This is a genomic window from Pseudomonas sp. GM80 (genome assembly GCF_000282515.1).
Taxonomy (GTDB): Bacteria; Pseudomonadota; Gammaproteobacteria; order Pseudomonadales; family Pseudomonadaceae; genus Aquipseudomonas.
Window position 1 is genome coordinate 21,322 of sequence record NZ_AKJD01000052.1, and the last position, 14,147, is coordinate 35,468.

The 14,147-nt window shown below is 61.6% G+C and carries 13 protein-coding genes; 1 reads left to right on the plus strand and 12 read right to left on the minus strand.

The features are described from left to right. Positions 1 to 207 precede the first annotated feature (207 nt). Positions 208 to 1,224, plus strand: a complete 1,017-nt coding sequence (locus PMI37_RS07630) for an ABC transporter substrate-binding protein (protein ID WP_008079616.1) — start codon at positions 208 to 210, stop codon at positions 1,222 to 1,224. Between the two features lie 36 nt (positions 1,225 to 1,260). Here the strand turns inward: PMI37_RS07630 and paaZ are convergent, their stop codons facing one another. The 12 genes from paaZ to paaH all read right to left on the minus strand — a co-directional run bounded on the left by paaZ (position 1,261) and on the right by paaH (position 14,146). Further along, positions 1,261 to 3,324, minus strand: coding sequence for a phenylacetic acid degradation bifunctional protein PaaZ (paaZ, locus tag PMI37_RS07635; RefSeq protein WP_008079617.1), 2,064 nt, complete (start codon positions 3,322 to 3,324; stop codon positions 1,261 to 1,263). 23 nt (positions 3,325 to 3,347) lie between these two features. Then, positions 3,348 to 4,994, minus strand: coding sequence for a cation acetate symporter (locus PMI37_RS07640; RefSeq protein WP_008079618.1), 1,647 nt, complete (start codon positions 4,992 to 4,994; stop codon positions 3,348 to 3,350). Beyond that, positions 4,991 to 5,299, minus strand: coding sequence for a DUF485 domain-containing protein (locus PMI37_RS07645; RefSeq protein WP_008079619.1), 309 nt, complete (start codon positions 5,297 to 5,299; stop codon positions 4,991 to 4,993). The genes PMI37_RS07640 and PMI37_RS07645 overlap by 4 nt, the downstream gene beginning before the upstream one ends. A 168-nt stretch (positions 5,300 to 5,467) precedes the next feature. Continuing rightward, positions 5,468 to 6,544 (minus strand): 1,2-phenylacetyl-CoA epoxidase subunit PaaE, encoded by a 1,077-nt coding sequence (gene paaE / locus PMI37_RS07650; protein ID WP_008079621.1) that lies wholly within the window; start codon positions 6,542 to 6,544, stop codon positions 5,468 to 5,470. A 30-nt stretch (positions 6,545 to 6,574) separates the two neighbouring features. After that, positions 6,575 to 7,108, minus strand: a complete 534-nt coding sequence (gene paaD / locus PMI37_RS07655; RefSeq protein ID WP_008079623.1) for a 1,2-phenylacetyl-CoA epoxidase subunit PaaD — start codon at positions 7,106 to 7,108, stop codon at positions 6,575 to 6,577. After that, complete coding sequence (paaC, locus tag PMI37_RS07660) at positions 7,095 to 7,856, minus strand: 1,2-phenylacetyl-CoA epoxidase subunit PaaC (RefSeq protein ID WP_008079625.1); 762 nt, start codon at positions 7,854 to 7,856, stop codon at positions 7,095 to 7,097. Before paaC ends, paaD begins: the two co-directional genes overlap by 14 nt. Before the next feature lie 8 nt (positions 7,857 to 7,864). Continuing rightward, on the minus strand, positions 7,865 to 8,146 hold the full coding sequence (paaB, locus tag PMI37_RS07665; protein ID WP_008079627.1) for a 1,2-phenylacetyl-CoA epoxidase subunit PaaB: 282 nt from the start codon (positions 8,144 to 8,146) through the stop codon (positions 7,865 to 7,867). Positions 8,147 to 8,308: 162 nt separating this feature from the next. Continuing rightward, on the minus strand, positions 8,309 to 9,298 hold the full coding sequence (gene paaA / locus PMI37_RS07670; RefSeq protein ID WP_008079628.1) for a 1,2-phenylacetyl-CoA epoxidase subunit PaaA: 990 nt from the start codon (positions 9,296 to 9,298) through the stop codon (positions 8,309 to 8,311). 268 nt (positions 9,299 to 9,566) lie between these two features. Then, positions 9,567 to 10,892 carry a phenylacetate--CoA ligase PaaK gene (gene paaK, locus PMI37_RS07675; protein ID WP_008079630.1) on the minus strand — a complete coding sequence of 442 codons (1,326 nt, stop codon included), beginning with the start codon at positions 10,890 to 10,892 and terminating at the stop codon, positions 9,567 to 9,569. Between the two features lie 99 nt (positions 10,893 to 10,991). Then, positions 10,992 to 12,203, minus strand: a complete 1,212-nt coding sequence (pcaF, locus tag PMI37_RS07680) for a 3-oxoadipyl-CoA thiolase (RefSeq protein WP_008079631.1) — start codon at positions 12,201 to 12,203, stop codon at positions 10,992 to 10,994. After that, entirely contained in the window at positions 12,196 to 12,645 is a 450-nt protein-coding gene (gene paaI, locus PMI37_RS07685) for a hydroxyphenylacetyl-CoA thioesterase PaaI (RefSeq protein ID WP_008079632.1), read from the minus strand. The genes pcaF and paaI overlap by 8 nt, the downstream gene beginning before the upstream one ends. Next, entirely contained in the window at positions 12,632 to 14,146 is a 1,515-nt protein-coding gene (paaH, locus tag PMI37_RS07690) for a 3-hydroxyacyl-CoA dehydrogenase PaaH (protein WP_008079633.1), read from the minus strand. Before paaH ends, paaI begins: the two co-directional genes overlap by 14 nt. Position 14,147 lies beyond the last annotated feature (1 nt).

Consider the following 14,147-nt stretch of genomic DNA (forward strand, 5'->3'; position numbering starts at 1 on the left):
CTCCTACGGGGGGGGCGGTGAGGCTGACTGCCAACGTTACCTGACGCTGTACAGCCTGACCGTCACGCCCTTCGTCGAGGCAACGCGACGTTTTTGGCCCGCTGAACGTCCCCGTGCTATAGATATTCGATAAAGGTATTTAATTTCTATTTTTTATAGCGATAAAGTCAGGCCTTTCAGCACACCACCCCCTGCTGCGAGGTTGTCATGGCCACACCGTTCAAACGTTCCGCGCTGACTCTGTTGGCCGCATCCCTGGCAGCCAGCGCGCTGTTCAGCACCGGCGCCCAGGCCGAAGGCAAGATCAGCATCGCCCAGCAATTCGGCATCGGTTACCTGATTCTTGATGTGGTGCGTGATCAGCAACTGATCGAAAAGCACGGTAAAGAACAGGGCCTCGACATCAAGGTCGACTGGAACAGCATCTCTGGCGCCACCGCGATGAACGAGGCGCTGCTGACCGGTTCGCTCGATGTGGTCTCGGCAGGCGTGCCGCCGATGCTCACCGTGTGGGACCGCACCAAAGGCAAACAGAACGTCAAAGCCATCGCCGCGCTCGGTTCGATGCCCAATTATTTGCTGACCAACAACCCGAACATCAAGACACTCAAGGACTTCAGCGACAAGGACCGGATCGCCGTGCCGGCGGCCGGCGTGGGCTTCCAGTCGCGCACCTTGCAGATCGAAACCGCCAAGGAATTCGGCGACGCCCAGTACAAGAAATTCGACGACATCTCGGTCAGCCTGCCGCACCCCGACGCCACGGCGGCGTTGATTGCCGGCGGTTCGGAAATCAACTCGCACTTCTCCAGCCCGCCGTTCCAGTACCAGGCGCTGCAGAATCCCAACGTGCACAAGGTGCTGAGTTCCTACGACATCCTTGGCGGTCAGGCCACGTTCAACGTGCTTTACACCACGGAAAAATTCCACGACGAAAACCCGAAGACCTACAAGGCCTTCTACGCTGCACTGGCTGAAGCCGAGAAAATCATCAAGGCCGACAAACCCGCAGCCGCTCAGGCCTACATCCGCGTCGAACAGTCGAAGTTGCCGCTGGCGCTGGTCGAACAAATCGTCAAGGACCCGGAAATCGATTTCACCGTGGTGCCGCAACGCACATTCATCTACGCGGAGAAATTGCAGGAGCTGGGCGTGCTGAAAAACAAGGCAGGGAGCTGGAAGGATTACTTCTTTGAAGAGGCGCATGAAGGCGCTGGCAGTTGATAGAAAAGGGGCAACGTTGCGTTGCCCCTTTTTTCGTTACACCGCGCTTTCCTCGCGCTTGACCACCAACGTCAAAATGTCATAACTGGCCACCAGCTCGCCGAGCTGGTTGGTGACTTCCACATCCCACGCGACCACCCCTTGCGGAATGCCTTGCGGGCTCTTCTTGCCTTGGTCGATCTTGCGTTTGCAGGTCAGGCGCGCCTGGATGGTATCGCCGATGCCGACCGGGTTGATGAAGCGCAAGGTATCCAGGCCATAGTTGGCCAGCACCGGGCCAGGCGCGGCGGAGACGAACAGGCCGGCGGCCGCTGACAGCACGAAGTAGCCGTGGGCGATGCGTTTGCCGAACTGCGATTCCTTTGCGGCGATGTCGTCGAAGTGCATGTAGAAATGATCGCCGGACAGGCAGCCGAAGTTGACCAGATCGGCCTCGGTGACGGTGCGGCGATGAGTCAGCAGCGACTCGCCGATCTGCAGATCCTGGAAGTGCCGGCGGAACGGATGCACTTCGGTCTCGATGACTTTGGCGCCGCGCACGTGTTCGCCGGTGACGGCCGCGAGCATGGTCGGCGAGCCCTGCACGGCGGCGCGTTGCAGGTAGTGTTTGACCGCGCGCAAGCCACCCAACTCTTCACCACCACCGGCACGACCCGGGCCGCCGTGTTTCAGTTGCGGCAGTGGCGAGCCGTGGCCGGTGGATTCGGCGGCGGATTCGCGATCCAGCACCAACAGACGCCCGTGCCAGGCAGCGGCAACCGGAATGGCTTTGGCGGCGATTTTCGGGTCTTTGGTCACCAGGCTGGCGACCAGGCTGCCTTTACCGCGCGCGGCCAACACCAGCGCTTCATCGAGATCGTCGTAAGCCATCAGTGTGCTGACCGGGCCGAAGACCTCTATGTCGTGCGCGCCACCTTCGGCGCGCGGGTCACGGGCCAGCAACAGCGTCGGAGCGAAGAATGCCCCTTGGCTGACGTTTGCGCCGCGCGGTTCGAAACCGTCCTCAGCGCCGAACAGTTGATCGCAGCTTTGCAGCAAGCTTTGCAAGCGTTCGCCGACGTCCTTCTGCTGATCATGGGAAGCCAATGCGCCCATGCGCACGCCTTCCACGGATGGATCGCCGACGACGACTTTTGCCAGACGATCACGCAGGCGTGTGGCGACGGCGTCGATGTGTTGCTTGGGCACGATGGCGCGGCGAATCGCGGTGCATTTCTGCCCGGCCTTGGTGGTCATCTCGCGGGCGACTTCTTTGATGAACAGCTCGAACTCTTCGTCGTCCGGCGTCACGTCAGGCGCGAGGATCGCGCAGTTCAGCGAGTCGGCCTCGGCGTTGAACGGCACCGAGTTGCGGATCAGGTTCGGGTTGACGCGCAGCTTGGCGGCGGTGTCGGCGGAACCGGTGAAGGTCACCACGTCCTGGCCTTGCATGCGGTCGAGCAGGTCGCCGGTGCTGCCGATTACCAATTGCAGGCTGCCGGTCGGCAACAGGCCCGAGGCGTCCATCATGCGTACCACGGCTTCGGTCAGATAGCTGGTGGCGCTGGCCGGTTTGACGATGCACGGCATGCCCGCGAGGAAGCACGGCGCGAATTTTTCCAGCATGCCCCAGATCGGAAAGTTGAACGCGTTGATGTGCACCGCGACGCCACCGCGCGGCACCAGAATGTGCGTGCCGGCAAAGGTGCCGAGTTTGCCCAAGGGCAGCGCCGGGCCTTCATGGACGATGTTGCCCGACGGCAATTCACGCGCGCCGAGGCCGGCGTAGGTGAACAGCGTGCCGTTGCCGCCCTCGATGTCGATCCAGCTGTCGGCGCGGGTGGCGCCGCTGTGGTGCGAGAGCGCGTAAAGCTCTTCCTTGCGTTCGCTGAGGTACAGCGCCAGGGCTTTGAGGCGTTGCGCACGTTGCTGGAAGTCGAGCTTCATCAGTTCGGTGACGCCTTGGCGGCGACCGAAATCGATGGCTTCGGCGAAGTCCGGGCGCTCTTCATGCGTGCGCGCCAGTTCGTGGCCGTCGATGGCGCTGCGCAGGATTTGCGCGCCGTGCTGGCCGATCCAGCGGCCGGCGAGGAAGCTTTGCAGGGTAGGGGCGTGGGACATGAAATAAGCTCCTGTGCTTGAAATTAATGTTGGCTGGCGCCGGACGCGCCGATGCCGGTCATCGAACGGATGAACTGCGCCAGATAACGGCCGCGCTCAAGGGCTGCGCGGGGCGAACGATCCGTGACGGAAAACAGCCAGGCGCTGAAAAACGCCAGGCTCATGGAAAACAGTGCCGGGTTGGAATACGGGAACAGCGCTTGCGGGTGATGCAGGACGTTGACCCACACCGCCGGGCTGAGAATCAGCAAGACGATGGCCGAAACCAGACCGGCCAGGCTGCCGATTACCGCGCCACGGGTGGTCAGGCCTTTCCAGTACATCGAAAGAAACAGCACCGGGAAATTCACCGAAGCGGCGATGGCCAATACCAGCCCGGACAGGAAGGCGATGTTCTGCGATTCGAACAGCAAGCCAAGCACAATGGCGAGCACGCCGATGCACAGGGTGGCGATACGCGAGACGCGGATTTCTTCTTTCTCGCTGGCCTGACCTTTGCGCATCACGCAGGCATACAGGTCGTGGGAAACGGCGGAGGCACCGGACAGCGCAAGCCCTGCGACCACCGCCAGAATCGTTGCGAACGCCACTGCCGAAATGAAGCCGAGAAACAGATTGCCGCCGACCGCTTGCGCCAGATGCACGGCGACCATGTTGCCGCCGCCGATGATCGCACCGCTGGCATCACGGAACGATGGATCGGTGCCGACCATGACGATCGAACCGAAGCCGACGATGATCAGCAGCAGGTAGAAATAGCCGATGAACCCGGTGGCGTAGAACACGCTTTTGCGTGCCTGTTTCGCATCGCTGACGGTGAAGAAACGCATGAGGATGTGCGGCAAACCGGCGGTGCCGAACATCATGCCGAGCCCAAGGGAAATCGCATCAATCGGGTTCGACAGCAAACCGCCCGGCGCCATGATCGCCGTGCCTTTGGTGTGTGCGGCGGAGGCGCCGGCGAACATCGCTTCGAAGCTGAAACCGAAGTGCTTGAGCACCATGAGCGCCATGAACGTGGTGCCGAACAGCAGCATCACCGCTTTGATGATCTGCACCCATGTGGTGGCGAGCATGCCGCCGAAGGTCACGTAGAACACCATCAATACGCCAACCAGAACCACCGCGTAGAGGTAGTCGATGCCGAACAGCAGTTCGATCAGTTTGCCGGCGCCGACCATTTGCGCAACGAGGTACATCAGCGCCACGGTGAGGGTGCCGAACGCCGAGGTCAGCCGCACCGGGATCTGTTCGAGGCGATAGGAGACGACATCGGCGAACGTGTATTTGCCAAGGTTGCGCAGGCGTTCGGCGATCAGGAACAGAATGATCGGCCAACCGGCGAGCACGCCCAGGGCATAGAGCAAACCGTCGTAACCGTTGAGGAACATCATCGCCGAGATGCCGAGAAATGACGCGGCGGAGATCATGTCGCCGGCAATCGCCAGACCGTTCTGAAACCCGGTCATGCCGCCGCCCGCAGTGTAGAAATCGCTGGTGGAACGGGTGCGCAGCGCCGCCCAGCGGGTGACGCCGAGGGTGAACAGCACGAACACCATGAACATGCCGATGGCGTTCCAGTTCAGCGGGCGCGCGGCGGTTTCGGCAGCGAGGGCGAGGTCGGCGACCATGATGCCGGGGATCAGCAGTGACGCGGCGAGACGCTTCATCGTGCGCACTCCTGCTTGAGTTTTTCGTTGAGCGGATCGATGACGTTGTTGGCGCGGTACACGTAGAACCCGGTCAAAGTGAAGGCCAGCAACACCACGCCAACGCCGACCAGCATGCCCACGCTGGTCACGCCGCCGCTGAGGGATTGGCCGAGGGTGGCGGGGGAGAAGGCCACGAGCAGGACGAAGCCGTAATAGATCACCAGCATCAGCGCGGTCAGCGACCAGTACAGGCGCTGTTTGCGGCGTACCAACTGGATGAAATCGGGGTGTTGGCGGATCCGTTCGACGTCTTCGGGGCTCATGATCGTTTCCTTGTTTGTTGTTTTTGTTTTGGGTGAAACAGTTGCAACACAAAGCCCCCTGTAGGAGTGAGCCTGCTCGCGATAGCGTCATCAGATTCACCATTGATGCCGCCTGACATACCGCTATCGCGAGCAGGCTCACTCCTACAGGGGATGGGTGTGAATCCTTTAGAACTGGTCGAAATCGAGGACGACTTTGTCGCTCACCGGGTACGCCTGGCACGACAGCACATAGCCCGCCGCGACTTCGTAATCTTCCAGCGCATGGTTGCTGTCCATGTCGACTTCGCCTTCGATGACTTTGCACTTGCAGGTCGAGCACACGCCGGCCTTGCACGAATACGGCAGTTCCAGCCCCTGCGCATTGCCGGCATCAAGCAGGCTCTGGCTGTTGCGCGGCAGTTCGAACGCCACGGCGCGGCCGTCGCTGATCACGGTGATCTGGCTGACCCCGGCGTCGAGCATCTGCGCGGCCTCGCGGGCTTCGCGTTTGTGCTGGCTACCGGCAGCGGCGAACAGTTCGAAGTGGATGCGCTCGGCGCCCATGCCCTTGGCCTTGAGGCTGTCGCGCACGGTTTCGGTCATCTCTTGCGGGCCGCAAATGAACGCCGCGTCGAGGGCTTTGACGTCGAGCCAGCGGCTGAACAGTTGCTCGCATTTCTGTGCATCGATGCGACCGTTATAAAGGTCAACATCCTGCTGCTCGCGGCTGAACACGAAGATCAGATTGAGGCGTTGCAGGTAGCGGTTTTTCAGGTCTTCCAGCTGTTCACGGAACAATGCGCCCGAACTGGAGCGGTTGCCGTACAGCAACGTCACGCGGCTGTGCGGTTCGTTTTCCAGCGTGGTTTTGATTATCGACAGAATCGGCGTGATACCCGATCCCGCTGCCACGGCGAGATAATTGCCGTGCCGCGCCGGATCCAGATCAACATGGAAATGCCCGGCCGGCGGCATCACTTCCAGCGTGTGCCCAGTCTGCAATTGCTCGTTGGCAAACGCCGAAAACCGCCCGCCGGCCACGCGTTTGATCGCAATGCGCAGTTCGCCGTCATTGACCCCGGTGCAGATCGAATACGAGCGGCGCACTTCTTCGCCGTCCATCTGCGTGCGCATCACCAGGTGCTGGCCCTGTGTGAACTGAAAACTGTCCTGCAGGTGCTGCGGAATGTCGAAGGCGATGGACACGGCGTCACGGGTTTCGCTGCGTACATCCTTGATGGTCAGGCTGTGAAATTTGCTCATTATTGTTCTCCCGACACGGCGCAGGGCCGCTCAGATGCACTTGAAATAGTCGAAGGGCTCGCGGCAATCGCAGCAGCGGTACAAGGCTTTGCACGCGGTCGAACCGAACTCGCTGAGCACTTCGGTGTGGGCGCTGCCGCACTGCGGGCAGAGCACCGTCGGACTCTCGCCGAGCAGCGTGCGTTTGCTTGCGCTGCCATCGGGCGGGGCGATGCCGTAAGCGCGCAGGCGTTCGCGGCCATCGGCGGTGATCCAGTCGGTCGACCACGCCGGGGTCAATTTGCGCTCCAGTTTCGGCGCATTGAATCCGGCCTGTTCCAGCGCGGTGCGGATGTCATCCTCGATCACTTCGGTGGCCGGGCAACCGGAGTAGGTCGGCGTGACCACCACGTGCAGATGTCCGGCCTGCCAGTCGAGATCGCGGACGATGCCCAGATCGACCACACTGACCACCGGCACTTCCGGATCCATGACTTCGGCGAGGGTCGCCCAGGCCTTGTCCAGATCACCGAGCAGCGCCGGCCGGCCGCCGCGGTCGCTGGTGATCAACTCACCAGGTTGCATCGGGGTACGCTCGGGGCAGGAACTGCATTTCTGCGAGCAAAATGCCCAGGTGTTCGCTGTGCAGACCGCGACGGGCATTCAGATAGAAGTAGCTCGGCGCCGCCGGGACGGGCAGGGTGGCGCGGGCGAATACTTCGTTGACCGTGGCTTGCCATTGCGCAGCGACGCTGGCGATGTCCGGCGAAATACCGGCCGCGCACAGACGTTGTTCGCTGTCGTCGGCAGCGATCAGTTCGACGGTGAAACGCCAGACTTCCGGGATCGCCGCGAGCATGCGCTGATGGCTTTCTTCGGTGCCGTCGCCCAGGCGTTCGATCCACTCGCCGGAGCGGCGCAGGTGATAGGTGACTTCCTTGACCGCTTTGGCGGCGATCCCGGCAATGCGTTCGTCGCTCGACTGGCTCAGGCCCTGCAACACTGGCAGATGCCAGGCGTCGTAGAAGAATTGCTTGAGCATGGTCACGGCGTAATCGCCATTCGGTTGCTCGACCAGCAGCAGATTGCGGTAGGCGCGCTCGTCGCGGCGGAAGGCCAGATCATCGGCATCGCGGCCGTCATCGAGCAACTCGGCAGCGTATTCCAGCCAGTGCCGCGCCTGGCCGACGAGGTCGAGGCCGACGTTCATCAGCGCCAGTTCTTCTTCCAGCGCCGGCGCCTTGCCGCACCATTGGCACAGGCGCTGGCCCTGAATCAGGGCGCTGTCGCCGAGGCGCAGCAGGTATTCGATCAGATCGGTTTTATCGTTCATGGTCGACCTCACATGTGCCCGACTTCGGCCGGCAGTTCGTAGAAACTGGCGTGGCGATAAACCTTGTCGTCAGCCGGATCGAACAGCGGATCCTTTTCATCCGGCGACGAGGCGGTGATCAGCGCCGAAGGCACCACCCACAGGCTCACGCCCTCGCTGCGGCGGGTGTAGAGCTCGCGCGCGTTTTCGATGGCCATGGTGGTGTCGGCGGCATGCACGCTGCCGACGTGTTTGTGATTGAGGCCGTGCTTGCTGCGCACGAAAACTTCGAAAAGGGTCCATTGGGACATGTCATTCACTCCACATCAGTTCGGTTAGTGCGGCTGACAATCGATCGTTCCCACGCTCCTGCGTGGGAATGCAGCCCGTGACGCTCCGCGTCACTGGACGCAGAGCGTCCCTTGAGGCGTTCCCACGCAGAGCGTGGGAACGATCAGCAGTCGTGCCTTGGGTCAGGCGGCGTTCTTGTTGTTCTTTTTGCGGGCGTGGGCGACGGCGGCTTCGCGGACCCAGGCGCCGTCTTCGATAGCTTTGCGGCGGGTGGCTACTCGTTCCTGATTGCACGGGCCGTTGCCCTTGAGCACTTCGTAGAATTCGTTCCACTGGATTTCGCCAAAATCGTAGTGACCGCGCTCGGCGTTCCACTTCAAGTCAGGATCGGGGCAGGTGCAGCCGAGCAGTTCAAGCTGCGGGATGGTCTGGTCGATGAAGCGCTGGCGCAGTTCGTCGTTGCTTTGGCGCTTGATCTTCCAGGCCATCGATTGCGCACTGTTTGGCGAGTGCTCATCGCTCGGGCCGAACATCATCAGCGACGGCCACCACAGGCGATTGATCGCGTCCTGCACCATGTCTTTTTGCGCCTGAGTGCCGTGACGCATCATGGTCAGGAGGATTTCGTAGCCCTGGCGCTGGTGGAAACTCTCTTCCTTGCAGATGCGCACCATTGCCCGCGAGTAGGGGCCGTACGAAGTGCGCTGCAACACCACCTGATTGACGATCGCGGCACCGTCGACCAGCCAGCCCACCGCGCCCATGTCGGCCCAGTTCAGCGTCGGGTAATTGAAGATGCTCGAATATTTGGCTTTGCCGCTGTGCAGCTTGGCGATCTCTTCATCGCGGTCGGCACCGAGGGTTTCCATCGCGCTGTAGAGGTACAGACCGTGGCCAGCCTCATCCTGAATCTTCGCCATCAATTGCAATTTGCGTTTGAGTGACGGTGCGCGAGTCACCCAGTTGCCTTCCGGGAGCATGCCGACGATTTCGGAGTGGGCGTGCTGGGAAATCTGCCGGATCAGCGTCTGGCGATATGCATCGGGCATCCAGTTTTTCGCTTCAATCTTGATTTCTGAATCGATTTTTTCCTGGAAGGCGCGTTCCTCGTCGGACATCTCCGCAAGGTCTTTGATGCGCTTGACGCCGGTTTCTACAAGCTGTGCGTACATTATTGTTCTCCTGCCTCAGGTTTTTCGAAGGCATGTTCGAGGGCATGGAGAACTTTATAAGTGATACGGAAATTAATATCAAACACAAAATAACGTGTCGTATGTTTTTTCTGTATCGCTTCGGATGAATGGTGAAAGTTGCCTAGCTTTTGCAAAACGGAAAAACGCGCACGGCGATGCTCGGCAGAGCATTGCCGTGGTTTTGCAGGGGGAGGGAAGGAGTGCAGCGAGCAGCGAAGGCCTTGCACCTTCGCCGCTGTTATTGCGATTAAGCTTTCGCGCGTTTGTCGATCACATGGCAGGCCTTGCCTTCCGAGCGTTTGATCGAGAACGGCGGCTGCAGCAGTACCCGTGAACTGATACCGATGTAGGTCTTGATGTGCTTGCTCAGCTCGCCGCACACGGCTTTCTGCTGTTCATCACTCAAGCCTTGATGCTCGGCCTTGAGTTCGACGTGGACATCGACGCTGTCGAGATTGCCGTTGCGATACAGATGAATCTCGTACGACTCCGACAGCTGTTTGACTTTCAATACCTGCTCTTCGACCTGGGTCGGGAACACGTTGACGCCACGGATGATCAGCATGTCGTCGCTGCGGCCGGTGATCTTGTCGATACGGCGCATCGGGCGTGCGGTGCCCGGCAGCAGGCGAGTGAGGTCGCGGGTGCGGTAGCGGATCATCGGCAGGGCTTCTTTGCTCAGCGAGGTGAACACCAGTTCGCCCATCTGTCCGTCCGGCAGCACTTCGCCGGTGATCGGGTCGATGATTTCCGGGTAGAAGTGGTCTTCCCAGATCGTCGGGCCGTCGCGGCTTTCCGCGCATTCCATGGCCACACCCGGGCCCATGATTTCCGACAAGCCATAGATGTCGAGCGCAGTGATGCCCAGACGAGCCTCGATGGCGCTGCGCAGTTCGGCGGTCCACGGTTCGGCGCCGAAGATGCCAAGGCGCAGGGCCAGTTTGTGCGGATCAATGCCCTGGCGTTCGATCTCGTCGGCGATGTTGAGCATGTACGACGGCGTGACCATGATGATGTCGGGCTGGAAATCCTTGATCAGTTGCACTTGTTTTTCGGTCTGGCCGCCGGACATCGGGATCACTGTGCAACCGAGGCGCTCAGCACCGTAATGCGCGCCGAGGCCGCCAGTGAACAGGCCGTAACCGTAAGAGATGTGCACCTTGTCGCCACGGCGACCGCCGCCGGCGCGAATCGAACGGGCAACGATGTTGGCCCAGGTGTCGATGTCATTCTGCGTGTAACCGACCACGGTCGGTTTGCCGGTGGTGCCGCTGGAAGCGTGCAGGCGCACGACGTCATGCATCGGCACGGCAAACATGCCGTAGGGGTAGTTGTCGCGCAGGTCGGATTTGGTGGTGAACGGAAACTTCGCCAGATCGTCGAGCGAGCGAATGTCATCCGGGTGTACGCCCAGCGCATCGAAGCGTTGGCGGTACAGCGGCACATTGTTGTAGGCGTGGTTGAGGCTCCAGCGCAGGCGCTCGAGTTGATGCTGACGCAACTGGTCGACGCTGGCGGTTTCCAGCGGATCCAGTTCAGGGTTGAGCACGGCTTGGGCAATTGGCATGTTCATGACTTCACTCGAATTATTTTTGTGTTTCAGCCCCGCCTGCGCGGGGCTCTGAGTGCATGCCCCAAGGATACCTGTCGGCACCTCGGGAATCGCGGTTCTTTAGTCGGATAAACGCTCGATCACCAGCGCGATGCCCTGGCCGACGCCGATGCACATGGTGCACAGCGCGTAGCGGCCGCTGCGTTCTTCCAGTTCCTGCAGGGCGGTAGTGACCAGTCGTGCGCCGCTCATCCCCAGCGGATGGCCGAGGGCGATGGCGCCGCCGTTCGGGTTGACGCGTGGGTCGTTGTCGCCGAGACCGAGTTCACGCAACACCGCCAGGCCTTGCGCGGCGAAGGCTTCGTTAAGTTCGATGACGTTCATGTCGGCAAGGCTGAGGTTGGCCAGTTCCAGCACCTTGCGCGTCGCCGGCACCGGGCCGATGCCCATGATGCGCGGCTCGACGCCAGCGGTGGCCATCGCCACGACCCGACCGCGTGCCTTCAAACCGTAACGCTGAGCGGTTTTTGCGTCGGCCAGCAGCAAGGCGCAAGCACCGTCATTGACGCCCGAGGCATTGCCGGCGGTGATGCTGCCGCCCTCGCGGAACGGCGTGCCGAGTTTTTGCAGTTGTTCCAGCGTGGTGTCGGCGCGCGGATGTTCGTCGTGCTCGACGACTTTGGCCGGGCCTTTGCGCTGGGGGATTTCCACGGCAACGATCTCTTTCGCCAGTCGTCCGCTGGCCTGCGCGGCCGAGGCACGTTGCTGGCTGCGCAGGGCGAAGGCGTCCTGGTCGGCGCGGGAGATGTTGAACTGTGCGGCGACGTTTTCTGCGGTCTCTGGCATCGAATCAATGCCAAAGGCTTTCTTCATCAGCGGATTGACGAAGCGCCAGCCGATGGTGGTGTCGTACATTTCTACCGAACGGGAAAACGCGGTCTCGGCCTTGCCCATCACCAGCGGCGCACGCGACATCGATTCGACGCCGCCGACCAGCATCAGCCCGGCCTCTCCGCTGCGAATCGCCCGTGCGGCAGTGCCGATCGCATCCAGTCCGGAACCGCACAAACGGTTGAGCGTAGTGCCCGGCACGCTGACCGGCAGCCCGGCCAACAGCGCCGACATGCGCGCAACGTTGCGGTTGTCTTCGCCGGCCTGATTGGCGCAGCCGTAGATCACGTCGTCGACCTGGCTCCAGTCGACTTGCGGGTGGCGGCGCAACAGTTCACGCAGCGGCACGGCGCCGAGGTCGTCGGCGCGCACGCTGCTCAAACTGCCGGCGTAGCGACCGATCGGGGTGCGCACGGCGTCGATGATCAGAGCGTCATTCATGGGGAGTCTCCGGCGTCAGCACGGTGCCGCGCACTTTGTAGGATTTGCCGTGGAACAGGGCGATCAACTGGCCCTGCTGGTTTTCAATGCGCACGTCGTAATTGCCGGTGCGGCCCGAGCGTGATTGCTCGGTGCAGCGTGCGGTGAGCGTGTCGCCAAACTGCGCGGGCGCGATGTAATCGATGCTGCAACCGATCGCCACGGTGGCGTCGTTGTAACTGTTGCAGGCGAAGGCAAACGCCGAGTCGGCGAGGGCGAAGAGGAAACCGCCGTGGCAGGTGCCGTGGCCTTGAATCATGTCGGCGCGCACGCCCATGCCCAAGGTGCATCTGCCGGGTGCGGCGCTGATCAGGCGGATGCCCAAACCTTGGGTGGCGGCATCGCGGTCGAACATGGTTTGTGCGCAACGGCTGGCGAGGCTCATGGCTTCAAGGCTGGTCATGGAATGTGCTCCCTTCGGCGACTTTGCGGCGCAACAGCAGCGATGGCCGATAGCGCTCTTCGCCGTAACTGGCTTGCAGGTGGTCGAGGACTTGGCTGATCTGCGCCAGGCCGATGCGCTCGGCCCAGGCCAATGGGCCTTGCGGGTAATTCACTCCAGCGCGCATGGCCAGATCGATGTCTGCTGCCGAGGCAACGTCGTGCAGCACGGTGTCGGCGGCTTCGTTGGCGAGCATGGCGACGGTGCGCAGCACGGCGAGGCCCGGTGTGTCGCTGAGCAGACTGACCTGCAGGCGGGCGCTTTGCAGCAGGGCGATGCCTTGTTCGCGGGCGTCAGCACTGATGCCCGCCGAGCAACTGATGGCGATGCGTTTGGCGCTGGCGTAATCGAAAGCCAGGTCAATCAGGATCAGATTGCGCAGGCCGTCTTCCTTCGCACGTTGGCTGGCCATGCGCCCGTCGCTCAGGGCCAATACCGCGTCGCCGACCCTTAACAGGCCTTTGCCATCGCGCTTGATCACGCTGGTTTTCAGGCGTGGCAGCAAATCGTTGAGGACGCCGAGATCGCCTTCGACCACGCAGCTATCGAAGCTCGCATCGCTGCTGATCTGTTGCGGCTGCGGACGTTGCGCACCTTCGCTGTAATCGTAAAAACCACGACCGCTTTTGCGGCCGAAACGCCCGGCGTCGACCAGTTCTTTCTGGATCAGCGACGGCTGAAAACGGCTGTCGCCGTAATAGGCGTCGAACACCGAACAGGTCACTGCGTAATTCACATCGTGGCCGATCAGATCAGTGAGTTCGAAGGCGCCCATAGCGAAGCCGCCAGCCTCACGCATCAGCGCGTCGAGCGTCGCGCAATCGGCTGCGCCTTCTTGTAGCAGGCGCAGGCTTTCGGCGTAGAACGGCCGGGCCACGCGATTGACGATGAAACCCGGCGTCGAACGGGTGTGCACCGGTTGCTTGCCCCAGGCTTTGGCGGTGTCGAACAAGGTCTGAGCGAGGGCGGGATCGCTGGCCAGCCCGGAGACGATTTCTACCAATGGCATGACGGGCGCCGGGTTGAAAAAGTGCAGCCCGAGCAGTCGTTCCGGGCGTTGCAGGCCTGCGGCAATGCTAGTGATCGATAGCGAAGAGGTGTTGCTGGCCAGAATGCAGTCGGCGCGGCAAAGGCTTTCCAATTGCTTGAAAAGCGCGCGTTTGACCTCGAGGTTTTCGACGATCGCCTCAATGATCAGCGTGCAGTCAGCCAGCGTTTCGATGGCTTCCACTGCGTGCAAGCGAGCAACGATTTCGCCGCGCTCATCCGCCGCGAGTTTACCTTTCTCCACGCGTTTGCCGAGCTGGCGATCGATGCCGTCGATGGCTTGCGCGGCGGCGCCCGGACGATTGTCCAGCAGCAACACCGAATGCCCGGCTTGCGCCGCGACTTGCGCAATGCCGGCACCCATGGCGCCGGCACCGATCACGGCGATTTTTGCGTTGCGGTCGAGTGCGCTCATG

What these genes read in the sequence shown, in the direction of transcription:
- PMI37_RS07630 (WP_008079616.1), top strand. Translation starts at nt 208, where the DNA reads ATGGCCACACCGTTCAAACGTTCCGCGCTGACTCTGTTGGCCGCATCC.
- paaZ (WP_008079617.1), bottom strand. Translation starts at nt 3,324, where the DNA reads ATGTCCCACGCCCCTACCCTGCAAAGCTTCCTCGCCGGCCGCTGGATC.
- PMI37_RS07640 (WP_008079618.1), bottom strand. Translation starts at nt 4,994, where the DNA reads ATGAAGCGTCTCGCCGCGTCACTGCTGATCCCCGGCATCATGGTCGCC.
- PMI37_RS07645 (WP_008079619.1), bottom strand. Translation starts at nt 5,299, where the DNA reads ATGAGCCCCGAAGACGTCGAACGGATCCGCCAACACCCCGATTTCATC.
- paaE (WP_008079621.1), bottom strand. Translation starts at nt 6,544, where the DNA reads ATGAGCAAATTTCACAGCCTGACCATCAAGGATGTACGCAGCGAAACC.
- paaD (WP_008079623.1), bottom strand. Translation starts at nt 7,108, where the DNA reads ATGCAACCTGGTGAGTTGATCACCAGCGACCGCGGCGGCCGGCCGGCG.
- paaC (WP_008079625.1), bottom strand. Translation starts at nt 7,856, where the DNA reads ATGAACGATAAAACCGATCTGATCGAATACCTGCTGCGCCTCGGCGAC.
- paaB (WP_008079627.1), bottom strand. Translation starts at nt 8,146, where the DNA reads ATGTCCCAATGGACCCTTTTCGAAGTTTTCGTGCGCAGCAAGCACGGC.
- paaA (WP_008079628.1), bottom strand. Translation starts at nt 9,298, where the DNA reads ATGTACGCACAGCTTGTAGAAACCGGCGTCAAGCGCATCAAAGACCTT.
- paaK (WP_008079630.1), bottom strand. Translation starts at nt 10,892, where the DNA reads ATGAACATGCCAATTGCCCAAGCCGTGCTCAACCCTGAACTGGATCCG.
- pcaF (WP_008079631.1), bottom strand. Translation starts at nt 12,203, where the DNA reads ATGAATGACGCTCTGATCATCGACGCCGTGCGCACCCCGATCGGTCGC.
- paaI (WP_008079632.1), bottom strand. Translation starts at nt 12,645, where the DNA reads ATGACCAGCCTTGAAGCCATGAGCCTCGCCAGCCGTTGCGCACAAACC.
- paaH (WP_008079633.1), bottom strand. Translation starts at nt 14,146, where the DNA reads ATGAGCGCACTCGACCGCAACGCAAAAATCGCCGTGATCGGTGCCGGC.